General features: G+C 59.7%; 18 protein-coding genes and 1 pseudogene. 11 read left to right on the top strand and 8 right to left on the bottom strand.

Features of this window, described 5'->3' with window-relative positions:
* The first annotated feature begins 60 nt into the window (after positions 1 to 60).
* Both ASG47_RS20120 and ASG47_RS21355 read left to right on the top strand, forming a co-directional pair.
* A protein-coding gene (locus tag ASG47_RS20120) for an IS3 family transposase (RefSeq protein ID WP_156464189.1) occupies positions 61 to 1,208 on the top strand; the annotation gives its coding sequence in 2 pieces (ribosomal slippage) (positions 61 to 319 and positions 319 to 1,208; 1,149 coding nt in all).
* 89 nt (positions 1,209 to 1,297) lie between these two features.
* Positions 1,298 to 1,378 (top strand): annotated as a pseudogene (locus ASG47_RS21355) (hypothetical protein); the annotation flags it as partial.
* Between the two features lie 1,009 nt (positions 1,379 to 2,387).
* Here ASG47_RS21355 and ASG47_RS20110 read toward each other — a convergent pair.
* From ASG47_RS20110 to ASG47_RS20080, 7 genes are all read right to left on the bottom strand, one after another.
* A complete protein-coding gene (locus ASG47_RS20110; protein ID WP_061912030.1) occupies positions 2,388 to 3,002 on the bottom strand; it encodes a hypothetical protein in 615 nt (204 codons plus the stop codon).
* 236 nt (positions 3,003 to 3,238) lie between these two features.
* Entirely contained in the window at positions 3,239 to 4,903 is a 1,665-nt protein-coding gene (locus ASG47_RS20105; RefSeq protein WP_061912029.1) for a Na/Pi cotransporter family protein, read from the bottom strand.
* A gap of 180 nt (positions 4,904 to 5,083) precedes the next feature.
* Complete coding sequence (locus ASG47_RS20100) at positions 5,084 to 6,061, bottom strand: Gfo/Idh/MocA family protein (RefSeq protein ID WP_061912028.1); 978 nt, start codon at positions 6,059 to 6,061, stop codon at positions 5,084 to 5,086.
* Between the two features lie 15 nt (positions 6,062 to 6,076).
* Positions 6,077 to 8,161, bottom strand: coding sequence for an ABC transporter ATP-binding protein (locus tag ASG47_RS20095; RefSeq protein WP_082511874.1), 2,085 nt, complete (start codon positions 8,159 to 8,161; stop codon positions 6,077 to 6,079).
* A 5-nt stretch (positions 8,162 to 8,166) separates the two neighbouring features.
* Entirely contained in the window at positions 8,167 to 9,315 is a 1,149-nt protein-coding gene (locus ASG47_RS20090) for an ABC transporter permease (RefSeq protein WP_082511873.1), read from the bottom strand.
* Positions 9,316 to 9,324: 9 nt separating this feature from the next.
* A complete protein-coding gene (locus ASG47_RS20085) occupies positions 9,325 to 10,317 on the bottom strand; it encodes an ABC transporter permease (protein ID WP_061912027.1) in 993 nt (330 codons plus the stop codon).
* Positions 10,318 to 10,598: 281 nt separating this feature from the next.
* Positions 10,599 to 12,590: an ABC transporter substrate-binding protein gene (locus tag ASG47_RS20080; protein ID WP_200940991.1), complete on the bottom strand. Its 1,992-nt coding sequence runs from the start codon at positions 12,588 to 12,590 to the stop codon at positions 10,599 to 10,601.
* 249 nt (positions 12,591 to 12,839) lie between these two features.
* Here ASG47_RS20080 and ASG47_RS20075 point away from each other — a divergent pair, with 249 nt between their 5' ends.
* From ASG47_RS20075 to ASG47_RS20065, 3 genes are all read left to right on the top strand, one after another.
* Positions 12,840 to 13,871, top strand: coding sequence for a LacI family DNA-binding transcriptional regulator (locus ASG47_RS20075; protein WP_061912026.1), 1,032 nt, complete (start codon positions 12,840 to 12,842; stop codon positions 13,869 to 13,871).
* Positions 13,872 to 14,045: 174 nt separating this feature from the next.
* Complete coding sequence (locus ASG47_RS20070) at positions 14,046 to 15,296, top strand: HAD family hydrolase (RefSeq protein ID WP_061912025.1); 1,251 nt, start codon at positions 14,046 to 14,048, stop codon at positions 15,294 to 15,296.
* A 46-nt stretch (positions 15,297 to 15,342) separates the two neighbouring features.
* Complete coding sequence (locus tag ASG47_RS20065; RefSeq protein ID WP_061912024.1) at positions 15,343 to 16,122, top strand: metallophosphoesterase; 780 nt, start codon at positions 15,343 to 15,345, stop codon at positions 16,120 to 16,122.
* Positions 16,123 to 17,572: 1,450 nt separating this feature from the next.
* On the opposite strand, the gene ASG47_RS20060 is transcribed toward ASG47_RS20065, so the two are convergent.
* Positions 17,573 to 18,052: a hypothetical protein gene (locus tag ASG47_RS20060; RefSeq protein WP_156464186.1), complete on the bottom strand. Its 480-nt coding sequence runs from the start codon at positions 18,050 to 18,052 to the stop codon at positions 17,573 to 17,575.
* Positions 18,053 to 18,309: 257 nt separating this feature from the next.
* Here ASG47_RS20060 and ASG47_RS20055 point away from each other — a divergent pair, with 257 nt between their 5' ends.
* The 6 genes from ASG47_RS20055 (at position 18,310) to ASG47_RS20035 (ending at position 25,456) form a co-directional block, all read left to right on the top strand.
* Complete coding sequence (locus ASG47_RS20055; RefSeq protein WP_061912022.1) at positions 18,310 to 18,546, top strand: hypothetical protein; 237 nt, start codon at positions 18,310 to 18,312, stop codon at positions 18,544 to 18,546.
* Positions 18,547 to 19,664: 1,118 nt separating this feature from the next.
* Entirely contained in the window at positions 19,665 to 19,868 is a 204-nt protein-coding gene (locus ASG47_RS20795; protein WP_156464185.1) for a hypothetical protein, read from the top strand.
* Positions 19,869 to 20,795: 927 nt separating this feature from the next.
* A complete protein-coding gene (locus ASG47_RS21235; protein WP_274532539.1) occupies positions 20,796 to 20,921 on the top strand; it encodes a hypothetical protein in 126 nt (41 codons plus the stop codon).
* 206 nt (positions 20,922 to 21,127) lie between these two features.
* The gene (locus ASG47_RS20045; protein ID WP_156464184.1) at positions 21,128 to 21,859 is read left to right on the top strand and encodes a class I mannose-6-phosphate isomerase; all 732 of its coding nucleotides are present in this window, start codon (positions 21,128 to 21,130) and stop codon (positions 21,857 to 21,859) included.
* Positions 21,856 to 24,204 (top strand): glycosyltransferase family 4 protein, encoded by a 2,349-nt coding sequence (locus tag ASG47_RS20040; RefSeq protein ID WP_061912019.1) that lies wholly within the window; start codon positions 21,856 to 21,858, stop codon positions 24,202 to 24,204. The genes ASG47_RS20045 and ASG47_RS20040 overlap by 4 nt, the downstream gene beginning before the upstream one ends.
* Positions 24,155 to 25,456, top strand: a complete 1,302-nt coding sequence (locus ASG47_RS20035) for a glycoside hydrolase family 130 protein (protein WP_061912018.1) — start codon at positions 24,155 to 24,157, stop codon at positions 25,454 to 25,456. The genes ASG47_RS20040 and ASG47_RS20035 overlap by 50 nt, the downstream gene beginning before the upstream one ends.
* Positions 25,457 to 25,880: the final 424 nt, after the last annotated feature.

Below are 25,880 nucleotides of genomic sequence, written 5' to 3'. Positions count from 1 at the left end.
TGAGCTGCTGCCGGTTTTGAGGACACCAAGATAAGGTGTTTTTGGAACTGGAGAGTTTTGATGGAGAGACGCAAGTTCAGCCGGGAGTTCAAGCTCGAGGCTGTTAAGCTGGTCAGGGAACGGGGCGTTGCGGTGGCGCAGGCTGCCCGCGATCTGGACCTGCATGTGAACGTGTTGCGCAAATGGGTGCGTGAGCAGTCCGCCGATCCGCAGCAGGCCTTCCCTGGCCATGGGCAGATGAAGCCCGAGCAGCTTGAGATCGAGAGGCTGCGGCGAGAGGTCGCCAAGCTCAAGGCGGAGCGCGACATCCTAAAAAAAGCCGCGGCCTACTTTGCCAGGGACTCGATATGAGGTTCTCTTTCGTGGCGAAGCACCGAGGGATCTGGCCGGTCTCGTGGATCTGCGAGGCGCTCGGTGTGTCTCGCTCGGGCTTCCATGCCTGGCTCAACCGTTCGCCGAGTAGGAGATCTCAGTATGACGAGGTGCTCGTCGCCGGGATCCGTTCCAGCTTTGCCGGCAGCGATCGCACCTATGGCGCTCGCAGGGTCTGGCACGATGTGCTAGCCGAAGGTCTCGATGCGGGTCTCCATCGCATCGAGCGGCTGATGCGCAAAGAAGGTCTGCGGGCGCGGCCGCGCCGGCGTGGCCTGCCCAAGGATGCCGGTCAACGCCATGCTGTCTCGCCCAACATCCTGGATCGGGCATTCGTCGCCTCGGCGCCGAACCAGAAGTGGATCGCCGACTTCACCTACATCTGGACGGCCCAAGGTTGGCTTTATGTGGCAGCGGTTGTTGACCTCTACTCACGGCGGGTGGTGGGCTGGTCGATGAGTTCATCGATGACCGCTCAACTGGTGACCGATGCGCTGATCATGGCCATCTGGCGTCGCGGCAAGCCCGACAGCCTGCTGCACCACTCCGACCAGGGCAGCCAATATACATCCGAGCAGTTCCAGCGGCTAATGGCCGACCATGGCATCACCTGCTCGATGAGCCGGTCCGGCAATGTCTGGGATAACGCGGCGATGGAGAGCTTCTTCTCATCGCTCAAGACCGAACGCACCGCTCGTAAGGTCTATCGCACCAGGGACGATGCCAAGGCTGATGTGTTCGACTATATCGAGCGCTTCTACAACCCGAGGCGCCGACACTCGACATTGGGCTATCTGACCCCCGTGGAATACGAAGAGCAAGCTAAACTAGCCTAACTTAGTGTCTACCGAACCGGCAGCAGCTCAGTTAGAAAATGCTGAACTGGCCGGCGACCCAACCGGCCACTGGCGGCACCACGATCCACTTCTACAACCCGAGGCGCCGACACTCGACATTGGGCTATCTGACCCCCGTGGAATACGAAGAGCAAGCTAAACTAGCCTAACTTAGTGTCTACCGAACCGGCAGCAGCTCAATGACCAAGCAGAACAAGCATCCACGTTCAGTCGTCAAAAAACCGTCTGATGAACTTCCGGACAGCGCACTTGATAAGGTTGCGGGTGGCGGAAACAGCGGAGTCCAAGGCGAGGGCATGACGGAAAACCCGCGGTACGATAAGCCGCAGTAGCGTCATGGGGCGTAAATTACCACCCTAACTTCCTAAGTGTCGTAAATGTCGCCATGGTGCGTGGTGTCTGCACGGCTAAGCGAATGCATAAACACCGCTGCCGCGCCCAAAACGGCGCCGACAGTGCTTGGAAAAAATTTCATCATGTCCCTCTCCCTTTATCGGAAGAACGGTAGGCTTTCTGGCCAAGTTTCCAATCTAGCCGATTGAGCTAGACCCTGCCGCCTCATCATCAAGTGGGCGTAAGGCTGGCCCCAAAAAAGAACCCCTGCCCCAAGGAGGTATCGCAGGGGTCTAGATAGGTCGGGGATGCTACTCCAACGTAGCGACAATCAATGTCCTTAGTCTTCCGCCGTTCCATGACGCCGAGGGGCACTCAGTTCGCTTAATCTAAGTGATGGCGGCAACCAAAAAGGCTGGGTACTAGCGCACGGTTTCGAAGATGTAGCGAGCATCCATGAAGGTCCGTGCCTACCGTCTGGAGTTAGAGGGGTTGCTTTGGGTCTTGCTGGTTGATCCAGCAAGGTTCAACGAGATTCCTGAAGTCCAGCGCGAATACAAGTGGCGATCGGTCGGTGACATAGATATTGGCCAGCGCGCACCCCGTAACGCTCTCCACGCAATGAGCGACCTTCGGGACATGGGTTACGCTGTCATCAGGAGCGCGTCGGACTCGGAGATGTTCAGTTAGGTGCGGTCTAACCTTTCATGGCGGACGGGTGGACCTTCTTGCCGCCGCTTTTGAACGCAAAAATATGTTTGACGTTCAGAAGCGCAAGATGAGCAGAGCTTGCGGCTGCCAAATGCTGGCTCTCCACGTCGATTTCTAGCTCGCGGGCGTAACGACAGTGCCCTTGCTCTTGCTAGGAGCGTCCTCTGAGCTCCAGAGCACCGGATTGTAATAGATCGGGAAGTTGGCTTCGGTGTCCTTGCCTTCCTCGTAACGGTAATTGCCGCGATACCCGACCGAGACCAGTTCACTGTCCTTGGGAACCAGGAAGAGAACACAACCCTCGTGACTTGCGCCTTCCGTCAATGTCGATGGAGCGGGGTTTAGACAGGCGGTGAATGGTTCGCTACCGCCCATGGTCGTTGAGGGCATAAGTTCGGACCCATCGGCATCCAGGCCCACAAAGCCTGCAACCTGATAACCGCCAAGGTCATCGTCGCCTTCATTGGTATAGCTGAAGCGTACGTAATAGGGCGTTGAGTCGTTAAGCTCAGCTGGAACATCGAAATTGGAAAGATCGGCGATATTGCCAGTTTCGATATCGGTGACGGTCAACGTGATCGGAACTTCAGGACCATTGGGCAGAAGGAAAGGCACAGTGGCCTCATCGCCCACACTCAACGTGCTCCCCGCAGCCACAAACTGTTGAGCCTGCACCGCGCTGGCCGAGATGAGCGCGAAAATGGATAGAGTGGGCAAAATCCTGAACATGGCAGAACCCTCACGATTGAAACGTCTGAGTTTGCGCTGGTCGAAGCGCGATGAAGCGGTCGGAAATGAACGTCCAGCACCAAATAGGGCTAGAAGCCGAATGTGCCGAGTTTACGGCCACGCGACGACAAATTCGGTGGTCATGATGTGCCGCATTTTGTCTTGGTGCTGAAGTTGTGGGCCAGGCGCGTTCGTCGCGAATGCCTGGATGATCAGCTGAATCCAGAGAGGCGGGTTTAGCGTGCTGAGCGGCTGGCAAGCTTGGAACCCAGCAACTCGCCCTGCTCGCTCAGGATCGAGTAGGCAACACTACACAGCAGCGAGTTGATGTGCCGCAGCGAGCGTAGTGTTTGCAGGTGCAGTTCGCTGGTTTCAAAACTGTTGGGATCGCCAGTGCGCAGGCGGGCAAAGTGCCGACTGACGCTGTTGCGTTCCAGAATGCCCACTTCGTCCTTTTCGGCAACGAGGTGGCGTGCAGATTCAATATCTTCGGAAACAAGCACGTTGAGCGCCAGTTGCAGATTGCCGAGCACGCGTGTGTGGAGGTCCAGCAGTTCCTCCCAGCCCTGCGCCGAAAAGGTCAGGTGGCGGTCGTTGAGCTGGTCGGCCACCCGCAGAAGCTGGCGCGAAATGATGTCGCCGGCCTGTTCAAGGCTAATGGCAAAGGTACTGAGATCTGACGCGCGGCTCGTCTGACCCTCGTCCATATTGTCCCAGTCAAGTTGGGAAAGAAAAAGCTTGATCTCGGCATTGGCGCGATCAACCTCAGGCTCCAGCGCCTTGACCCGCCGGATCGCAGCCTTGTCGCCCCCCTTGAGGATTTCCATCGTGGGCTGCAGCATCACCTCCACCAGCTCGCTCATGCGCAGGAGTTCACGGGTAGCGCTCGCAAGATCGGCATCGACATTGCCGTGGCTTGATGCCGTCAACGCGGGTCGGCGGAGCCGCGCGAGATCTATTGACTCTTCACTCGCCCCTGCTTGCACAAAACGGTCGAGAAGTCTTGATGCCGCTCCCACCATCGGCAGGCCGAGGATCATGACGAGGAGATTGAAGCCGCTATGAAAGAGACTCGCCTGCAGCCCAACATCCCCCGGCAGGCCAATCGAATGCACCTGGAAGATTTCGATGATGGCCAGGGCCAGGACCGCAGCGCCACCCCGAAACAGCAGTGCGCCAATCGCAATCCGGCGCGCCCGCACGTCCGCGCCGCGCGTCATCCCGAGCGCTATCAGCGTGCCGCCGAGATTGGCGCCGAGAACCAATGCCGCGGCCACCTCGAACGGGATGACGCCTGAAGCGCCAAAGGTGATGATGACGAGCACGCTCGCCACTGACGAATAGGAAAACCAGGTCACGAGCGCCGCAATAATGAAGCCCGTCCAAGGGTCCCCCCGCAGATAGTCGATCCCCATCAGCAAAACGTCGCTCTCACGCCACGGCGCGGTCGCCTCGGATACCATTTCGAGCGACAGGAGCACAAAGGCAATGCCGAGGATCATGCGGCCCAACTGCTTCATCTGCCGCTCATTGGCGCGCAGGAACAGCGCACCGCCCACAATGATCAAAGGCGCGGTCAGCAGAGTCAAGTCGAAGGAGAGGACTGAGGCCACCAGTGCCGACCCAAAATAGGCGCCCAGCATCAGCGCCAGCCCCGTACTGCCGGCGAGCAGACCGCCCGAAGCAAAGCTCGATGCCAGCGCTGCCACCGCCGTCGAACTCTGGAGCGCAACGGCCATGCCGACGCCGACCGTAGCAGCAGAAAAGGCGCTGCGCTCGGCATGGGCAAGTGTACGTTTGAGCTGTGCCGAGTAAGCACGCTCCACTGCAGTCCGCACCATGCGCACGGCCCAAAGGAGGAGCACGATGGCTGCCACGAGATGAACGATAATGAAGTACATCAGGCCTCCTCTTTACCGCAAAGCCGCCGAACAATGATCATGGACACAGGGCGGGGGGCGACGCAACCGAACTTTGCACGCGTGTGCAATACTGTCCGCACTTTTGCGTTTTGTGAGCGAGAAGATCGATGATCGAAATAGGCGAGAACGTGCTGCACAAATGTGCAGCACAAAGCGATCCTAGACGTCGACCGCGGTGCCGTCCTGCGCTGCAGACGCCTTGATGGCATCCCAGAGCTTGGCAAACCGCAGGCCGTTGGCTACCGTCGAGGGATTGTCGAGCCGCCCTTCGCGCACCGCCATGAATGTCTGGATCGGCGTATCCCGCACCTCGCCTTCCTCGCGTATATCGGCGATCTCGCGCCACTTGCCCCAGGCATCAACCCGCACGATGGCTTTAGAATAGAAGAACGTGATCGCTGAGGCGCAGCCCGGCGGGCCTTCACCAGCCGCATTGAAAGTCACGAGCGCGCCATTTGCCAACCGCGCCGCCACGGCCGTTGCCAGATCGACGCGCAGTCCGCGATTGTTTGCAAAGGCCGAAAGCCGGACGAATTCGCTGTCGGCCAGCACGCAGACCGTATTCATCATATGCGCGCCGGTATCGAACATGAAGCCGCCGCCCGAGATTGCCGGGTCCTGCTTCCACTGCCCGGCATAATTGTCCTTCCAGCCCTCCCAGATCGAGGTATTGACGCTGACCAGTTCCCCGAATTCGCCGCGCCGCGCCCGGTCGCGCGTGTCGTGGATCAGCGGGGACAACCCGCCCTGGAAGGCGATGACCACGGTCCGTCCCGTGCGCTTTTCCGCCTCAGCCAGCTTGAGCGCCTCGTCCTGCGTCGTCACCATCGGCTTTTCGAGCAGCAGGTCATAGCCCGCCTCGACCACCGCCAGCGCATTGGCGCCATGGAAGACGTGCGGGGTAGACACATAGACCGCGTCCATCTTGCCCTGCATTGTCGCCAGCATCGCATCGGCGTCGGCAAAGCCCTCGGGCCGCGCCGCGCCGGCCGCTTCGCAAACGCCCGCAAAGCGCTCGAGCGAGCCCGTGCTCACCTCCGCCGCCGCGACGATCTGCACCTCAGGCATAGCTGCCCAGCCGCGCGCATAATCGGCCGCCTTGAGACCGGCGCCGATCACGCCAAGACGCAAAACCATAAGCACTCTCCTCGCTTACGCCGGCACCAGCGTCTCATTTGACGCGACCGGCCGCAGATGCAGTTCCTCGGAACGGATGCAGGCGTCAAGATGCCCACCCGCTCCCTTGAGTTCGGGCCGGACCTGCCGACAGGCCTCGAGCGCATAGGGGCAGCGATCGGCAAAAGCGCAGCCCTCGATCCGACCCGCCACATCGGGCACATGGCCACCAAGGCGTATGCGCCCGCCCGCCGACTCCCCGCGCCCCGGAATGGCCGCCAGAAGAGCCTCGGTATAGGGGTGCTGCGGATTGCGAAAAATCTCTTCGGTCGATCCCAGTTCGACGATCCGCCCGGCATACATTACCGCCACCCGATCGCTGATATTGGCGATAACGCCGAGATCATGGCTGACAAAGAGATAGGTCAAACCCATCTCGGCCTGCAGCGCCTTCATCATATTGATGATCTGGGTCTGCACCGACACATCGAGCGCCGACACCGCTTCATCGGCAATCACTAGACGCGGGTCCGATGCCAGCGCGCGGGCAATGGCGATGCGCTGCCGCTGGCCGCCCGAAAATGCATGCGGATAGCGCTGCGCATAATCGGGGCTCAGCCCAACCTTGGCGAGCAGCGCCTGAACCCGTGCCTCGATCTCGGCGTCGCTAAGCTGGCCTTCGACCTGCAGCACTTCGCCAATGATATTGCGCACCCGCATGCGCGGATTGAGCGATCCGGTCGGATCCTGGAAGATCATGCGGATATCGGTGCGCAGGCGCCGTGCCTCCGCACCGCGCGCCGCCAGAAGATCGACTGCCGGCCTGTCGTCTTCGGCAAAGCGCATGGACCCGCTATCGGCCCGGTGGAGTCCGACAATGGTCTGACCCAAAGTCGATTTCCCGCAGCCGCTCTCGCCCACGAGCCCCAGCGTCTCGCCGGGAAAAATATCGAGCGAAACCGCGTCAACCGCCCGCACCGCCCCGGTCTGGCGCTGGAAAAAGCCCGAACGGATGGGAAAATGTTTCTTGATATCGCGCACGCTGAGAAGTGGCGCTGCACTCTCCTCACGCACTTTCACCGCGGCAGCAGCCGCCGCTGCCGCCACAGGCCGATCCACGCGATCGAACTTGTGCGCCTGGGGCCCATAGGCATGGCAGGCGACCATATGATCGTGCCCGAGCTCGGTTTCGAGCACCTGCACATGCCCACACATATCGGCCCGCGCCCAATCGCAGCGCGGATGAAACGGACAGCCCGCAGGCCGCAATGCCGGCGGCGGCACCATGCCGCGAATAGCCTGCAGCGACGCCTTGAAATCCCCGTCGAGCCGCGGCATCGAAGCAAGCAGCCCACGCGTATAAGGATGCTTGGGATGCTCCAGCACCTCGCGCACTGGCCCACGCTCGACGATCTTGCCCAGATACATGACCGCCACTTCGTCGGCGATCTCCGCAACGACGCCAAGATCGTGGGTGATGAACAATACGCCCATGCCGGTGTCGCGCTGCAACCGCGCCAAAAGGTCGAGAATATTGGCCTGCGTCGTCACATCGAGCGCCGTTGTCGGCTCGTCGGCAATGAGCAGCCGCGGCTTGTTGATCAACGCCATGGCGATCATCGCCCTCTGCCGCTGACCGCCCGAAAGCTGGAACGTATAGCTGTCATAGCGCCGCGCAGGATCCGGCATGCCGACCTCTTCGAGCATGCGAATGCCCTCGGCTCGCGCGGCCTTCTCGCCGACCTTACGGTGCAGCATCAGCGCTTCGCTGATCTGGTTGCCGATCGTATAGAGCGGGGACAGGAAGCTCATCGGCTCCTGGTGAATCATGGCGATATCGCCGCCTCGCACATGCTGCATTACCGGGCTTGTCGGCTTGGTCTTGGCGATATCGAGCACCGAGCCATCGGGCTGCCGCAGGTTGATCGACCCGCCAGACACGCGCCCAGGATGATCGATCACCTGCAGGATAGCCTTGGCCGTCACCGATTTGCCGCAACCGCTTTCGCCGACAAGGCACAGCGTCTTGCCCGGCGCGATATCGAGGTCGAGCCCGTTGACCACATCGATCGCCCCGGCAAAGGTGACGCGGAGATCGCGAATTTCAATGAGATTGTCCATGCGCCTCAGTCCGAATAGGGGTCGGCCGCATCGCGCAGCCCATCGCCGAGGAAATTGAGCGCCAGCACCGCCACCACCACCGCTGCGCCCGGCAGCAGCAGCCATGGCGCCGACGCAATCGTGCGCACGTTCTGCGCCTCCTGTAGCAAGACGCCCCAGGAGACGATCGGCGTCCTCAGGCCAATGCCAAGATAGGAGAGCGCCGTTTCCGCCAGGATCATGCCGGGAATGGCCAACGACACCGTCGCGATGATGTGGCTCAGAAAGCTGGGCAGCATATGCCGGAAAATAATCCGTACGGGCCCGCACCCATCGAGCCGTGCGGCCTTAACAAAATCCTCGTTGCGCATGGCGAGGAACCGCCCGCGCACCACACGCGCCAAGCTGGTCCATCCGAGCACCGAGAGAATGATGGTGATGAGAAAATAGACCTGCAGCGGCGGCACGCTTGCCGGAATGGCCGCCGCCAAGCCGATCCAAAGCGGGATCGCCGGCACCGATTGTATGAACTCGATCAGCCGCTGAATAACATTGTCGGTCACCCCGCCAAAGAGCCCGGATATCCCGCCGATCAGGATGCCGAAGACGAGGCTCAGCGCCACCCCGATCAGCCCGATGGTCATCGATATCCGCGTGCCATAGATCGTGCGGCTCAGAATATCCCGCCCCAGCCGATCCGCCCCAAAAAGGAAAAATGGCTGCCCTTCGATGACCGGGCCAAAGAGATGCCGATTTGTCGGAATGAAGCCGAAGAGGTTGTAGCTCTCGCCCTCGACGAAAAGCCCGAGATCGACCGGTTGGCTTTCGTCATCAACAAAGGTCCGCCGCCCCGAATTGTAGTCGATTTCGGATTTATAGGCGTTCACATGGGGCCTGAATTGCCAGCCCTCGCCCTCGTCCCGCCCTAGATGTAGCGTCTGTGGCGGCGCGTAGCTATAGGCTGGATTATAGGCTTCGAGCGTCACCGGCGCCAAAAACTCCGGGATCGCGGCGACCACATAGGCAAGGATCACAACGACCCCGCCCGCAACGCCCAGCCTGTGTCGCAGAAACTTCTGCCAGACCAGCGCCCAATGCCCATCAAAGCCGCGCCCGCGTTGATGGGTTTTGGCGGCGGGAGCGACTTGGCCAGTAGTTTCGTCAAACGTGCTCATGCCTGCCTCCTAGCCCTGCTGATACCGAATGCGCGGATCGAGCCAGGCCAGCAGCAAATCGCTCAGCAGCGTCCCGATCACCACGAGCACCGACAGCATCAGGATAAAGCTTGAGGCCATATACATGTCCTGCGTCCTCAGCGCGTCGAGCAGCAGCGGCCCCGTCGTCTGTAGCCCCATGACGATGGCAACGATGGTGCCGCCCGAGACGATGTCGACGAAAATATCGTTCTGTCCGGACACAAACGGATTGAGCGCGTGCCGGACCGGATATTTCATCAAAAGCGAAAACTCGCCCTTCCCCTTGGCCCGCGCCGCAGTCACATAGGGCTTGTGCAGCTCATCGAGCAGGTTAGCGCGGATCACCCGAATGACGCTCGCCGTGCCCGCTGTTCCTAACACGATCATGGGCAGCCAGAGATGGCCCAGGAGATCGAGCACCCGCTCCCAACTCCACGGCGCCTCGACATATTGCGGCGAGAACAGCCCACCGACATTCACGCCAAACCAGGCAAAGGCGATATACATTGCCGCCAGCGCCAGGAGAAAATTGGGAATGGCCAGGCCGAGAAAGCCGAGGAATGTCGCGAGATAATCGCCGGCGGAATAGCGCTTCACCGCCGAGAAAATCCCAATCGGAATGGCGACAACCCAGATGAAAAGGAGGCTCGCAACTGACAGGACGATCGTCAACCCGAGCCGCGGCCAGATGACGTCTTTCACCGGCAGATTGAACGAAAACGAATAGCCAAAATCGCCGCGCAGCACGACGCCGCTAATCCAGTTCCAGTATTGAACCATCAATGGCAGATCGAGCCCATAGGCCTTACGCATCGCCTCCTGCTCTGCCATCGGCATTACATCGCCAGCCGCCGCCGACATCTCGGCGAGCCGCGTGACATAGTCGCCGGGCGGAATGGCGATGACGAGAAACGAAATCAACGACACCGCGATCAGCGCCGGGATCGCATAGATGATCCGGCGTATCATGAACGAACCCATCGCGGTCTCCTTTCAGTGCCACGCCCATAGCCCGACGCGCGTAGCGCTCTGGGCGTTCTTCCCGGCAATAGCTCCACTGGAGCTATTGCTACCGGTGATCACGGTTCGAGGCTTTGCTGTGCAAAGCACCTCACCATGAGGACTACTCGTGCCGCCGCGCCCCAGTAGCCCTCATGGTGAGGCGGGAGCGTAGCGACCCTCGAACCACGAGGGCGTGGCACTGCAATTGAACATCGGACAGCCGCAGTCTCCCGCGGCTATCCCGCTTGCAGGGAGTGAACTTACTTGAAAAAGAACGTCGCAAAATTCGCCGGTGCCGGACCCGGATAGAGCCAACCTTCGATCAGCTCAGCCGGCACATTGTGCAGGTTGTTTTTGACCGAGCGGTAGTACCCCGCCGGGTTGGCGATGCCGATGGTCAGAAACTCTTCGGCGAGGAGATCGGTGAATTCCTGCATCAGCGCCGTCTGTTCCTCTCCGACCGTCGTCGGGATCAACGACCGCAGTTCATAAAGGCGCTGCACATTGGCCGGCGGCTCGACGACACTGACACCCTCAGCCAGTTCTGCGTCAGGGTTGAGGCGTTTCATGTCCCAGGCGGCCCAACCCGACCAATTGCCGAGCGACCAATAGCCGTAGTCGTTCATGAACCGGCTGAGATTGAGAAGCGGCAACTGACCGCAGCCATTCTCGCCCACCCATACGGCCGCATCGGCCTCGGGCTTGGCCCGCGCATTTCCGAAGAGTTCATCGGAGTGATAGTTGACCGTCACATCGAGCCCGGCCTGTTTCCAGGTTCGCTCGATCAACTGGAATGCATCGACCGTGTCCGGCTTGAAGTCGGCATTGATCTCGACCGAGAACTTGAACGGTTTTCCATCCGGCCCGACGCGCACGCCGCTGGCGTCCTTGGGGATGATTTTGTCGAGATGCTCCTGCGCCTTGGCGAGATCGAATTCGGTGAATTCCTTGGCGAGCTTTTCGTTGTAGAACGGCGAATTCGGCAGTGGTGCGGGCTGGAATGGCTCCCCCTGCCCCAGATAGATCGTGTCGATGATTTCCTGCCGGTTGATGGCGAGCGATACGCCGGCGCGGAAATCCCTCGAGCCAAACACCTGCGCCTTGACCGGATCGGGATGGGTCACGGAGAACCCGAGAACAGCCGTGTTGTAGTCGCAGCTTGAAGCGGGCACGAGCCGATAGTCGCCGGCCTGCTGATTGTCGAAAAACACGGCCCGGTTCTGCGGCGTCGACACGTTGCGCGGCGACATGGTGATCTGGCCCTGGATCGACTGCAGCAGCGTGACCTCCGGATCAGCCGCCACCGCCCAAACGCGTTCGTCGATATAGGGCAATTGCTGGCAGGACGGATCGACCGCAAAATAATAGGGATTACGGACGTATGTGACACGCTCCTTGCCGAGCAGCGTATCGGTCCCGATCCAGGCATGGATAGAGGGGCGCTTGGGGTCATTGAACTGGGCGGCATCATTGTAGGAGCCGACATTGCCCTTCCACCACGCCGCATAATCGGTCGCCCCAGCCGCTGCCATCTTCTCGGCCACACCATCGGGGTTCAGGTCGATATCGAACTGCTCCATATAGTGCTTTGGAAACTGCACGGCGCGCTGGCCATAGGGCCCGGCCATATTCTGGAGAAAGAGCCCGTTCGGCTCTTCATAGGCAAAGGTGACCGTATAATCGTCGACCTTGGTCACGGTTGGCACAGCGCCATTGTTCTTGAGTTCGGCCCGCGGTCCGCCGGTCATCACCTTCGGATTGTTCTCGACGCGGTCCCACCAGAAGATGATGTCGTCAGCGGTAAACGGCTGCCCGTCCGACCACTTCATGCCCTCGCGCAGATGGAAGGTATAGCTTCGCGCGTCTTCCGAAACATCCCAGCTTTTGGCGATCCCCGGTACGACTTCGGAGCCATCTACACTCCAGCGCACCAGCGGTTCATAGCCGAACTGGCGCATATCGGCGATATTGCCGCCGCCCCAGCTATCGATGAACTGCCCGCCATAGACACCGACTTCCTCGGCCGGCTGGATCACCAGCGGCTCGGCCGGCAGGCGCTCGGCCACGGGCGGCAAGGTGCCGGCATCAACCATAGCCTTGAGCTGCGGCGCTTCGGTAAACCCGCTGGCGCAAACTGCCGCCGCTTGTTCCTGCGCCGCCACAGGCAGCACCATCGCGCCGGGCATAGTTGCCACGCCGAGCAGCAGCGACGCTGCCATCAGCCGGGTCACGCCATAACGAACCATCTGCATTTGCTTCCCTCCCACGAAATGAACACTTCGCATCCTCCGAGGTCCGGCCGGTGGGTTTGGAGCCGGAAGCCTCACCTTCCTGAGGGTGCCTTTACCCCTCGTCACTAGTTCCCACCTCTATCGGTTTAGTGACGCTATCTTGTAAACGTTTTCAATACAAGCTAGGAAAATCGACATGGTTCAACGCGGTGCAAAATGCTATCGCAAAGGGCCTTAAGCCGCGCTCGATGCTAACGGAATGCTAACCAAGTGGTCACCATCAAGGATGTTGCAAAGCTCGCGGGCGTCTCGATCGCGACTGTCTCACGCGTCCTCAATGGCTATGCCCATGTGCGACCGGAAGTGCGCGAGGCGGTCAATAAGGCCATCGACAGCCTGGGCTATCGCCGCAATGGCCTCGCGAGCTCCTTCCGCACCCAGCAGTCCAATATCGTCGGCGTTCTGCTGCGCCAACAGCGCACGCCTTTCTCGAGCGCCCTCGCCTATGCCATCGAAACCACCATGTTCGACCAGAGCTATCGCGTCCTGCTCTGCTCGACCAATGGCGACGCCGACCGCGAAGAGGCCTATCTCGAGACCATGCTCGACATGCGTGTCCAGGGCGTCATCATCCGGCCATCCGGCACGAACGCCCGCACGGTAAAACAGGTCAAACTCCTGCAGGAGCGCGGCATTTCCGTCGCCTTTGTCGACATGAAGCCCAAGATTCCCGCCATCAGCTCGGTGGTCTGCGACAATTTTTCGGGCGGCTATCAAGGCATGCGCCATTTGATCGAACTCGGCCATCGCAAGATCGGCATCGTCGCCGGCAGCGTCGCCCAACGCGGCGGCAGCCAGGATGTCGGCAGCGAGCGCGTCCGCGGCATTCGCCAAGCCGCCCAAGATCTCGCAACCGATGTGGAGATCATCTTCTCGCCGCCCTTTGAAAGCGCCAGCTTCGATGTCGGCCGCGAAACCGGCGCCGCCATGATCACCGGCAATCCCGGCATGACGGCCGTTTTCGGCACCACGGATATGCTAGCCATCGGCGTCATGCATGCTGCTCACAGCCTTGGATTAGAGCTGCCACGCGACCTCTCGATCCTTGGTTATGACGGCGTTCTCGAATCTGCCGTCACCTTCCCTACGCTCTCGACCATCGCCCAGCCGATCCACGAAATGGGCCAGATCGCCGCTATGACGCTGATCGACCACATGACCAGCACCAGCAAGTCGCCGCGCCAGGTGGTGCTCGAAAACACCCTTATCGCCCGCGCCTCGACCATTCCGCTCGCCGACTAATCCTCGTTGCGGCCGCAAGCGCTATAATCGACGGGCTCCACGCCAAATTTCGGCGAAACGGAAAAACTCGGGATAAATGCACCATCGCAAAAATATCCGTCACACCACCTTGCCGCATAAGTTTGAAAACGATTACAAGACTGGAAACTGCTTAAGAGCGCCGGAGGAAGTTCTATGTCACCATCCAATAAGGTCGCCACCAGCGCCGATCTCGAACTCGCTCGCCACCTCGCGCCCATCGTCCGTTTTGGCGATAACGAACCTTTTCTCCCAAGCCGCATCGGCGTCACGGTCTTTACCGAGCCCGGCTCCTCGCCCTCAGCGAACCACGCGATCACCCTTGGCGCAGGCATCGCCAAGGTCATCGAATATGCCATCTGGTGGGATTGGGATATCCAGCACCTCTATGAGCTCGAACATATCTGGCTCCACCTCAATGCCGAAAATAGCGTGGTCGCGGTCGAAGCCAGCGCCCATGGTGGCGTGTTCCCAATGACTCCCCCCAACGGTACCCTGCCCCTCGAAGAGGGCCGCGTCACGTTGTTTTCCGCGCCGGGCAAGCACGCCTTCACCGCCACGGCCGACGCCCAGCGCGCCGTCGCCACAGACATCACCCTCGCCTGCCAGAACCTCGCCGGCTACGGCGCCATTCTCATCAACGATATGTTCGGTGAGGCACTCCACGGCTTGACCGCCGAAGACCACCGCGCCGTAAAGCGCCACCTGCAGTCCCGCGCCTTCCTGCCGTCTTTCCAGTTCCACCAGCGCTTTGATCTGTCCACGGTCGAATTCACCTCCTGGACCGAACTCGTTGCCTGGATTCCGGGCCGCGTAAAAGCCGTGCTCGCTGATGTGCGCGCCCAGCAACCCCTTCTCAAAGCGGTGTTTTTGGATAGCGGCGACACCCTCGTCAATGAAGCGACCGAAGTTTTCGACGCCGAAGGATATGTCATTGAAGCTGGACTTATCCCCGGCGCCCTGGAGATGATCGACGCCCTCACCCGCGAAGGCTATCGCCTCGCCCTCGTCGCCGACGGCCGCGTCCGCAGCTTTGCCACCATCCTCGGTGGCCACGGCATCGAACCGCACTTCCACGCCCAGGTCATTTCCGAAGCCGAAGGCTGCGAAAAGCCCGATCGCCGCATGTTTGAAAAAGCTATGCACTCCTTAGGCTTAGGACCGGACGACGCGGACGCAATCGTCATGGTCGGCAATCATCTCGAGCGCGACATTGGCGGCGCCAACAAACTTGGCATCATTAGCATCTGGCAGAGCTGGTCCAAGAAGCGCAGCCACATCCCCGAATTCGCCCACGAAGTGCCGCGCTACACCATCCGTACTCCCGGCGAACTCCCTGCTTTGCTTGAAGAAATCGAATTGGCCATGGCCCGCGCGAGCCAAAATCCGGCGCTGTCCTCTCCCTGACATTAAACTGCGTCAGACTGCCTAAAACCTAGCGGACCGCTCAGCCATGACCCTCAAATTCATCGTCCTCAGCGACCTTCACGTCATGCCGGAGGGCGAGCTCTCGATGACGCTCGACACCGGCGCCAGGCTTGAGCAAGCCGTCCAAACCATTGCCACCCGCTACAACACTGTCGATTTCTGCGTCCTTGCCGGCGACCTTACCGATCTTGGTCAACCCGCCGCCTATGAACGCCTCAAATCACTGATCGACCGGATAGAAATCCCGGTCCACCTGACCCTCGGCAATCATGACGATCGCGAGACTTTTGTCTCTGTTTTCGGCGAGGAATACGTTGCCGAAACCGGCAAGATCGACAAAGCCTTCGACGCCAAAGGCTATCGCATCATTCTCCTCGATTCCTCCGAGCCCGGACGCGTCGACGGCGTCCTCACCGAGGTTCAGATCGCTTGGCTCAAGGCCCGACTTGCCGAGGCATTGGACCGCCCGGTCATCGTGATCCTCCATCACAACGCCAATGCGCTCCACATCAATTCCGATGATATCCGCATCCGCGACGCTGAACCGTTCATCGCCGCGCTCAAGACCCATCCTGATAGTCGCCAAGTCATGGCCGGCCATGTCCACCTGACCTCGACCGCCCTCTGGCGCGGCATCCCCTTCACCACCCTCGCCGGTGGCCATTATTACTGCACGGTGGACCAGGACCACGTTCCCATGCGCCGCCTTGCCGGTCCGGCGCAGATGGCCTTCGTTATCGGCGAAGAGGACCAGACGACGGTGCATTTCGACAGCTATATCGACGGCAATCCCGAAATCGTCTGATCGAGAAAATCTATACCAAGCGCACGACCTGCCCGCGGGGAGCGCCACGGATCATCACATGGCAAAGAGTGGCTGATCATTTGGCGGACATGGGCCTCAACGACCTGCCGTGAAAGCTCAATCCAGCTTAGACCTGGAATCTAAGCGTCAGCTCACGATAACTCCAAGTCGATTGGCGAAGCCGGGTCGAAACTGACCACTTCGAGGTGCGATGGCTGAGGCAACCGGCGTTATCGGACATTTCCCCTCGTTAGGATGGGCGTTCACACCTAGCACGATTATGTCCGTCACGGCCGGCGCTTTGCCGTCTCTCTGGGTTAGAGCCAAGAGGTGACCAAGGCAGCCAATCTTCATTTCTACCAGCTTTTCAGCATGAGAACGGCATCGTCCCTAGAGAATTAATAATGCCGTCTCGGCCCTGCGCTTCCTGTTCGAGGTAAAGCTCAAGCGCCGTAATTTGTCCCAGACCCTGGTGATCACCCGCTATCAGCGCCAAGTGCCGGACCTTCTCAGCATCGCAGAGGCAGGCAGGCTATGTCAGGCCGTAGCCGGCATCAGATACTGGGCTGCCCTCGGGATCGACTATGGCGCCGGGCGGCGCGTCCCCCGAGGCGGCGCACCACCAGCTCGACGATATTCACAGCACCCGCAGACTGATACGGATCGAACAGTGCAAGGGCTCTCGAGGATCGCAGCGCCATGCTCTGGCCTCATCTGCACGGAGCTGCTGGGACTATGCTCGCGCGATGCCAAGCAGCGGGGGGGCATGCGACCCTATTGCTGGCCATTGCCCGGGCGCTCCCCAACCGACCCGATCTCGTTACGGCAACAGGCTCTATCCGACTCGGAAGTTAGAGCCTCCGACCGTCCCAGCGCCTTTCGATGAGGCGCTTGCTGCCGCGCGTGTCATCGCGAGCCAAAGTGCGGCGGCCTGCCGTCAAAATTCTGGGTATTTGAACAGGGCCGGAATTTTGCTCCACTGCCCCTACTTTTGTCGGTGACTGTTGATTGCCACTGAGAAATGACCCGTTAGGCGTGGCTATTTCCATCGAGATTTTCAGTGGAAAGCCAGGGTCACTTCTCGGCAGAAATCAACAATCACCAGTCTAGACGGATTGGTGATCGGATCACCGTTCTTTGGGCGCCAACTTTTTCTGCAAAGTATGGGTCGAGGGTGGGGTCGGCGCCACTCGCAGACCATCTGCTCTCGTGCGATGCGCGAAATGCATTTTCGACTACCGACAATTCTGGAAACGCCTGCCGACGAGCGGAGGGAACGAAGTCCGCTTTCGTCCAGAACAGCCAGCTTTCTGCGCCCCAACTCTTGCGCCGAAGCGCTTTAGCGACCCCGGGCTTGCGGGGACCGCCCGGTTCGGGAGGGGAGGTGCTTTCAGTCCATGCTCAAAATGCCTGAATGTTCGCCATCGGTCGATGGCCGACAAACAGGTTGCTATGGAGCGATCATATCCTGGTTAGCGATGATCGATCCTGACTCGCAATATAGACGGGCTTGTTCCACATCCTTCTTATCGTTGAAAAAGTCATCGGATGAACTATAGACGCGCACCTCGGCATCCCGAATGTCACCGCCAATTCGCTCGTCTTCCGTAATCACAAACGCATAGACCCAGTCGTTCCGCATGTAGCCCATTGACATGGTCAGGTCGGTCGGATGGTCAATATTCGTGTCCTTGACCGAGAAACCGATTGTGTCGGTCTCGAAGTAGAGTTCAGCTGGCTCAGCGCCGACCACATAGGAATAGTAGCCTTCCTTTTTGCCCGGATATAAGTTGGTGTCGGCGATGCGGCAGAACTCCGCGTGAGCGTTCTGCTCCGGAATGTAGCAGGAGAAATGCGTCTGCCACGGGGGTACGCAGTTCGCCATCGCTGGCATTGGCAGAATGATGCAGAGGGCTAGGATGCGCTTCATGGACGAGTTCCGTGACGAGGATGTGGTCAGGCAATGCTTCCTACTGAAGCTGCCAGCGCGCAAGCTGAACATGCCGTTAGAGGATGGTGACCGCCACGAAATACCATTGGTGCCGATAGTTGAAAAGGATCGAAGGCGCTGACTATCTTTGTGTCCGGAGGCGAATCCACAGAGCGCTGGTGCGCTTCTTTTGTCGGCGACTGGGTAGCTACAGACGAACCTTGCTTTAAGTGATATCATACTCCCCTGGAGCCCTTATGACCGACGCGCCGCTGCAGCAATTTCAAGTCGAGTCGTTTAACACCGACCCAGAAGGGCGTTCACAGCAATCCGATGTCTGTCTGGTCTTTGCGCATAGCCCAAAGGCCGCAGCCATGAAGGCATTGAACGAGGATCTGCATGAGATCGGCAACGTCCGACGACTTCGTGCCCGAGTCACAGGGCTAGATGCGATTGGCCAACAACGAGTGACCACGCTTTACAGCCAGCTCTGACGGATCGGAGTATATGCGCCTTCAGGTGCCTGTTGCTGTTCATCCAAGCGAGGACTGGGTTGAAGGGGTTGGACCATCAACTCTGTCGCGATAGTTTTATATTGGGCAAGAACCTTCATGGCTGGTTTGCCCTTTCGAGACAAGGGCGATTGCGTGACGGGAACGAGCCAGACTTTGGGACGGATCGAGCACTGATCTTGAGGTGTTACTGCTGCGCTGGACTGATAAACGACATGATCAATCGATCACTGCGCTCCGCTCATTAAAATAGCTCTAAAAGAAAACTCAGATCGTGAAGCCCGGCAAAACACCATTTTAGAGAGCTTTTGAACTGGCGGACGAGAAACGGGTTTTGATAACCGAAGGCTATTCTATCGAACAAATTGAGGGACCTGCCCTGATCCGTCAACTCAGAGAAGACCTCAAAAGACCAGATACCGATACGTCTTCAAACGACCCTTGCGGGCTACCAACCCGAGTCTTTGGGGTTCAGAACGACAACGCCGACCAGCACAAGCAGAAGCAATAAAGCCGACACCCGGCGCGCAGTGATTTAACATGCGCCCGGTCCATCGTTGCTACGCCTTAGATTGCAGTCTGCATTAGAGGCCGGCGCTGGCAGTTCGGACTAGAACGAACGTTCCGGGTTTATCCAAACATACCGAACTGGCTCGAACAGCTCATCCCGCTTTGAGCCGCTGATCCTGAGATCGTCAATCCAGACCTTTATTCGTGCTCGCTGCTCTTGCGGGATGTTCGCAAGAACCCATTTTCGGAGGTCGCCAAAGCACTCGAAGTGCATTTCGGACTGCTTTCCCGCCGAGCCAGAATGCCCGCCCGTTTGCGGTGCGAGGTAGGTGATGACTATTTCCATGACAGTTTGGCAGCGCGTTAAACGCAGCTCTCCTGACCTGCCTTGTATCACACCCCCCATGCTTCTCCTAATTGTCTCGGGAGATCATGGTAAGATCCTGGCTATCGGCTTGTTTAGCTCGCGGGTCGCTGCAGCTCCAAAACCTTTCGAGAATGGCCGACCTTGTAGGCAATTGCGATGGAGCCGTTACTCATGGGAACCATTCCCATAGCTATCCGCTAGCCTTCTTTGAAGGAGAGACGCGATGACCAACAAAAGACCTACAGATGTTGAACCTGGCAGCGATGCAGATGCGACGCCTGCCCCCCCGGTGGGCGAGACGCCACCCGACCCGAACCACAAGCAAAAACCTGCTCCCGTAGAAACTGGTGACAGTGGACAGGACGACGACAACATTGACGATCAAGGCAATAAGGCAGGAGGCGGTCGCCAAGATCAGCCAACCTAGCCATCTAAGTCGTGGCAGGTGCGGGCAGTAGCAGACGTAGATCGTGCTTGCCGCAGGTGGCCGCAACGGGGTGGTAATGGTCAGGAGGCAACGAGCCACTTGTCGATAGAAAGGTCGATCCGAGAGTTCCGAGAAGCAGTTTGTTCGATCGTCTTTGCGCCTTTGAAAGGGTGTCGAAAAACCCGCTGTCTATACCCGACAGTGTGATGTTCAAGCAGCTAATCCTTGGCACAATAACATTCGGATTAGCGGAGGCGGGTCCGGGGTAAACGCCCCTCTCAGGGCGTGTGGGTTTCCGGTTCACTCGTGTGGTTGCGCTCAGTCAATCCATGTCTGCCTATCCAGATGCACGTGTGCAGAGCAAGTTCGGGTCGGACATACGAAGCCATTTGCTATATGAACAAATAGAGCGCACAAAAGTTTATCGCTAGATGCGCCACAGTGTGCGACCGGCCGCAAGTCCCTCCCTTATTCAATTGGTGGGGGCGGACGCATCGTGTGCGCCTGATTTTTCTAAACCGATCGTCTCATAAGTCCGTGAGACCATGAAACCGATGGCACCAGGTCATCGGACGCGTCTTCGCTACCGCACTCTCTGAACGTTTAACTTCGCCCTCACGCTCGCCAAGGGACGCTGGGTTCAGTGAAAGAACAAAATAGCAACGGACTATTTGGTTCAAGGCCTCCGGCTCAAGGCGAGCAGGCTCGTCGCGGACGTGGTCAAATCGTGCAAAACGCACGAAGCGGCAATCTCGACGGCAGAACGGCTCGGCCCCATTCACGCCGGAGTGGTCGCCTTTTCCCAAGGAAGTAGACGTCGCAATCGACGCCTATGACACCCCAATCGTGTTGCTGACGAATTGAATCACACCACCAGGCCTTTTCAACTACCGGCGCTGATGCCGCGCCTCAACAAAGGATGATCCCATGTCAGGTAATCGCAAGAACGGCAATCGTGAAGCCAAGAAGCCCAAGGCCATCAAGCCCGTCGCCGAACCGGCGGCGAACAAGGGTACGGTGACTGGCGTCATGGCCCGTAAGGGCAAGCTTTGAGTCGTGATACGGAGCCGGCAGGATCAGTCGGCCCGCATCGTTCTCGCGCCCGGGTCCAGGCTGCGCAGCGGGCGGCCATCAGGGCGGTTGGCAAGCCCTGGGGTGCGCAAAGCCTGCACCCTTGGAACGGCAGCGTCGTCGCACCCGGAGAGCCGATCGGCGAACTCTGGTTTGACCCGGCCGGCGGCGCGCCAGACCAATCAGATTTGCTGCTCAAGCTCCTTTTCACCGAACAAATCCTCTCGGTCCAAGTACACCCGGACGACGATTACGCCCGCGCGCTTGGGCAGCCGAACGGCAAGTCCGAGGCTTGGTATGTGCTTTCTGCCCGCCCAGGCAGCCGCGTTGCCATCGGGCTGATCACAAGGCTCAGTCAACGGGAGTTGCGCGCCGCAGCGCTCGACGGATCTATTGCCAACCTGATCGCCTGGCGCGAAGTCGTGGCCGGCGATGTGGTCAACGTGCCGGCTGGCACCATACACGCCATCGGGCCAGGCATTGTGATCGCCGAGATCCAGCAACGCAGCGATGCCACCTTCAGGCTCTTCGACTTCGGGCGGCAGCGCGAACTGCATCTCGATCATGCCTTGGCTATCGCTGATGCCGGACCGCTGCCTGATCAGGCGCCGATGATTGCACTCGATGCGATAAGAACAGTGCTCGTGGCCTCCGAAGCCTTTGTGCTCGAACGCTTACATCTTCCGCCTTTCTCACGGCACCGGATAACCGTTGATCGAGAAGGTTGGATCCTTGCCGTGGCCGGCAGCGTGGGCGTTGATAACGTGCATCTGGATATCGCCGAAGCGGCCTACCTTTGCGCGACGAGCACTATCCTCACCACTGGCGCCGTACCCTGCGTGGTGCTGTTCGTCTATCCCGGTCCCTCCCCTGCCTTAGATCTTGTTGTGGGCGCCGAGCTCCAGGAGAATTTCCCATGACCCGCCTCAAACGCATCGCATTTGTCGGCAATTCCCTGCCGCGTCAGTGCGGCATTGCCACATTCACCACCGATCTACAGCAGGCGGTGGCTGCCACGGCCCTACCCCTCGAGACAACGGTTGTCGCCCTGACGGACCCGGGGCGGGAATACAGCTATCCCAAGGTGGTCGGCTTCGAGGTGCAGCAAAATCGCCTGGAGGACTATGTTCGAGCGTCCGAATTCATCAACAAGGGCGGCTATGACGTGATGAGCCTGCAGCATGAGTTCGGGATTTTCGGGGGGGAAGCTGGCAGCCACATCCTGGACTTGCTGGAGCGAGTGACCATCCCGGTCGTGACTACGCTGCACACCGTGCTCGCCGATCCCGAGCCGGCTCAGCGCCGGGTCCTCGATCGCATCCTTGCGCTATCCTCGCGCGTTGTGGTGATGGCCGAAAAGGGGCGCAGCCTGCTGCTCGAAACCTATGACGCGCCTCGCGAAAAAGTCGAGGTCATCCCGCATGGCATCCCGAATTACCCTTTTGTCGGACCGGAAGCTGCCAAGGCACGTCTCGGCTTTTCCGACAAGACGGTGATCCTCACTTTTGGCCTATTGTCGCCCAACAAGGGCATCGAGGTCATGATCGATGCCATGCCGATGGTCCTGAAAAGCCATCCCGGTGCTGTTTATGTGGTTCTTGGGGCAACGCACCCCAACCTGGTCCGCGATCACGGAGAGAGTTACCGGCATAGCCTGCAGTCACGGGTGGACGAACTGGGTTTGCACGATCACGTCGTCTTTCTCGACAAGTTCGTCGATCGACCAACACTGCTGCAATACATCGCCATGTGCGATGTCTACGTTACGCCGTACCTCAACAAGGCGCAGATGACGTCAGGCACGCTGGCCTACAGCTTCGGACTTGGAAACGCGGTCGTCTCCACTCCCTATTGGCACGCGGTCGAATTGCTCGACCACGGCCATGGCCTACTGGTCCCTTTCGGTGACGCGGAGGCGACCGGCCAGACCATCTCTGCGCTGCTGATGGATGAGCCTCGCCGCCAAGCGATGCGGCAGCGGGCCTATGCCGATAGCCGGCATATGACGTGGGACCATGTGGCCGCCCGCTATGTCACCTTGTTTGATCGGGCTAGAGCTGCCGAGCGCAAGCAGTCACCCCTGCGCAGCACCAATCCGGCCCTGCCTGCCTTGCGTTTCAACCACCTCGAAATCATGAGCGATGATACGGGGCTTATTCAGCACGCCATCCATGACGTGCCTGATCGGCTGCACGGCTACTGTGTCGACGACAATGCGCGGGCGCTTCTCCTGGCCAGCACACTGGCGAGCGAGGGCCGCGACAGCATTCCTGAACGGATGACTTCGGCCTACGCGTCCTTTGTCCAGCATGCCTTCAATTCGGACACTGGCCGGTTCCGAAACTTCATGGGCTATGACCGGCGCTGGCTAGAGCCGCAAGGGTCTGAGGACAGTCACGGGCGCACGCTTTGGGCCCTCGGCCTTACGGCCCGCGGCCAACGCCAGTCCTCCCGTAGCCATTGGGCCGCCGAACTTTTCGAACGGGCTTTGCCAGCGGTAGAAAACTTCGGGTCCCCCCGTTCCTGGGCCTTCGCGCTGCTTGGCCTTAACGGCTATTGCGAGGTCCGGCCGGAGGACGGTTTCGCCCTTGGGCTGCGCAACATCCTTGCAGACCGGCTCTGCGCGCTCCTCATCCAGGTCGAGAGCCCGGACTGGATCTGGTTCGAGGAAGGTCTTGCCTATGACAATGCGCGCTTTTGCGAAGCACTAATCCTGACCGGGCGTGAGACCGGACAGCCGGACTATGCGCAGACGGGCCTGCGAACGCTGGATTGGCTGATGGCACGACAGACAAGCTCGGCCGGAAATTTCCGTCCTGTCGGCAGCACCGGGTTCGGCGATGTTCGTCAGCCGCCGCGCGCCTTCGATCAACAGCCTGTCGAGGCATCTGCCAGTATCGCGGCCTGCCTTGCTGCCTGGCGCATGACGACGGATACGCGTTGGCGGAGCGAAGCCAACCGCGCCTTCGCCTGGTTTACAGGCAGCAACGATCTGGGTGTTTCGCTGGTCGACACCGCGACGGGAAGTTGCCGTGACGGCCTGCATCCAGATCGGCCAAACGAGAACCGCGGTGCAGAATCTGTCCTGTCCTATCTCCTGGGCCTGCTCGACATGCGGCAGTTCGATCGCCTGGCCCTCGCGCCCAACCCATCCAGACTGGCGGTCGACAAGCCTCGGCTGACCCTGCTTCCCCAACCCAAATTTCGAGGCCGTCTTGTCGCAAGCAAATTTCCTGAACCGCCAGGCCCTTTACCTCAGGCCTGATCCGACCCGTGTCGTCGTTCGCCCGTTCAAACCGACAACGGAGCCCAAAGACCTCAAGCCTTCCGAAAAAACGCGCGCTAACCACATCGTTGATCGGGTACTGGCCCTTGATGAGGAGACTGTGACGCGCCAGCTTGCCGATGTGCTGGAGAATTTTGAGGGGCGGCATCGCAACCTGTTGCGCACTTTCGAGCTACGCGCCGCCGAAATGGAGGCGGCGCTGTTCGACCATCCAAGCTTTACCAAAGCACAGAGCCAGTTGGCCGGGGCTTACTTCCTCAACGAATATTCGTTCGAGGCCTCGGCTCTGTTCAATCCAAGCATCGTGCCCCACCCGGACCAGGGGCTTGCCCCCCCGGGCGGCTTGCGGTTCATCCTGAGCCTGCGTGCTGTGGGAGAGGGACACGTCTCCTCCCTCACCTTTCGCGCTGGCACCATCACCAAGGATGGCAGCGTTTCCATCGACCCCACTGCCCGCCTCGCCGCTACCTCCAAACTTCCGAAGGATTTCGACGCGGCCATCGACCAGCCAGTGGAGGTATCGTTCGATACTGGCGATATTAGCGAACGCGTGCTGTTCCCGGTCACCGCGGCACAGTCGAACGGTATCGAAGATGCGCGCTTCGTGCTTTTCGAAGATGGCGATCAGAGCACCTACTACGCCACCTATACAGCCTATAGCAGCGCCGGCATCCGATCAGAGCTGATCGAGACCAAGGATTTCCTTTCCTTCCGCATGACCCCGCTCAAGGGCAGTGCGGCGGTCAACAAAGGCATGGCGCTCTTCCCGCGCAAGATCGACGGCCGCTATGCGATGATCGGCCGGCAGGACAACGAGAATCTCTATCTCATCTATTCTGACGACCTGATCACCTGGAATGGCGGCAAGCCTATCCTCAAGCCCCTCTGGCCGTGGGAATTCGTGCAGATCGGCAACTGCGGATCACCGATCGAGCTCAAGGAGGGATGGCTGCTGTTCACCCATGGCGTTGGCCCGGTTCGCCGCTACTCGATCGGCGCTGCGCTGCTCGACAAGCACGATCCCGGCAAGGTGCTGGCTCGGTCGCGCGACCCGCTGGTGCATCCCGACGTCTCGCAGCGCGAGGGCTATGTGCCGAACGTGGTCTACACTTGCGGCGCCATCCGCCACGGCAGCCGCATCATCCTCCCCTACGCGGTGTCCGACACCTACTCAAACTTTGCCACTATCAAGATTAGGTCGTTGCTTGAGGCCATGGAGCCGGTGGCCTGATTGGTGGATATAGGCAAGGCCATGGGGCGGCCATTTGCCTTGCTGAGGTGAGATTGGGGTCAGCATCCGCTTCACCCAATTTGCATGGGCGTTGTCCCACTTATCAATGTTCGCACATCGCGGATATCCGCTGAGAGGGGACGTCAGCCCGGTAGCAGCCCGTCTACATTGGGCCGCCCCCTCGTGGTCCACTCGGGATCGAGGGATGGCACGGGCAGAACAAGGGCCGTTATCGGACATTTACCCAAAAACTCTGCCCGGCCACCAAGCCGCGGCGAATGTGAACAAGAGGTCGCACTGGAAATTTTCTCACGGCTGGAGGCCAGAACCGGATCGGCAGACGCTGGCCGATCAAAGTCCAAGGATCAACCCATGGACCCCAGATCGGAACGAGCACGATTGACTGATTGGTCGGCCCTACCCC

The organism is Devosia sp. Leaf420, assembly GCF_001425445.1.
Taxonomy (GTDB): domain Bacteria; phylum Pseudomonadota; class Alphaproteobacteria; order Rhizobiales; family Devosiaceae; genus Devosia.
Note: the sequence above shows the minus strand (reverse complement) of the source record. Positions and strands in the feature narration are given on the sequence as shown.

What these genes read in the sequence shown, in the direction of transcription:
- ASG47_RS20095 (WP_082511874.1), bottom strand. Translation starts at nt 8,161, where the DNA reads ATGGACAATCTCATTGAAATTCGCGATCTCCGCGTCACCTTTGCCGGG.
- ASG47_RS20085 (WP_061912027.1), bottom strand. Translation starts at nt 10,317, where the DNA reads ATGGGTTCGTTCATGATACGCCGGATCATCTATGCGATCCCGGCGCTG.
- ASG47_RS20100 (WP_061912028.1), bottom strand. Translation starts at nt 6,061, where the DNA reads ATGGTTTTGCGTCTTGGCGTGATCGGCGCCGGTCTCAAGGCGGCCGAT.
- ASG47_RS20105 (WP_061912029.1), bottom strand. Translation starts at nt 4,903, where the DNA reads ATGTACTTCATTATCGTTCATCTCGTGGCAGCCATCGTGCTCCTCCTT.
- ASG47_RS20080 (WP_200940991.1), bottom strand. Translation starts at nt 12,590, where the DNA reads ATGCAGATGGTTCGTTATGGCGTGACCCGGCTGATGGCAGCGTCGCTG.
- ASG47_RS20040 (WP_061912019.1), top strand. Translation starts at nt 21,856, where the DNA reads ATGACCCGCCTCAAACGCATCGCATTTGTCGGCAATTCCCTGCCGCGT.
- ASG47_RS20795 (WP_156464185.1), top strand. Translation starts at nt 19,665, where the DNA reads ATGACCAACAAAAGACCTACAGATGTTGAACCTGGCAGCGATGCAGAT.
- ASG47_RS20055 (WP_061912022.1), top strand. Translation starts at nt 18,310, where the DNA reads ATGACCGACGCGCCGCTGCAGCAATTTCAAGTCGAGTCGTTTAACACC.
- ASG47_RS20110 (WP_061912030.1), bottom strand. Translation starts at nt 3,002, where the DNA reads ATGTTCAGGATTTTGCCCACTCTATCCATTTTCGCGCTCATCTCGGCC.
- ASG47_RS21235 (WP_274532539.1), top strand. Translation starts at nt 20,796, where the DNA reads ATGTCAGGTAATCGCAAGAACGGCAATCGTGAAGCCAAGAAGCCCAAG.
- ASG47_RS20090 (WP_082511873.1), bottom strand. Translation starts at nt 9,315, where the DNA reads ATGAGCACGTTTGACGAAACTACTGGCCAAGTCGCTCCCGCCGCCAAA.
- ASG47_RS20070 (WP_061912025.1), top strand. Translation starts at nt 14,046, where the DNA reads ATGTCACCATCCAATAAGGTCGCCACCAGCGCCGATCTCGAACTCGCT.
- ASG47_RS20060 (WP_156464186.1), bottom strand. Translation starts at nt 18,052, where the DNA reads ATGAAGCGCATCCTAGCCCTCTGCATCATTCTGCCAATGCCAGCGATG.
- ASG47_RS20065 (WP_061912024.1), top strand. Translation starts at nt 15,343, where the DNA reads ATGACCCTCAAATTCATCGTCCTCAGCGACCTTCACGTCATGCCGGAG.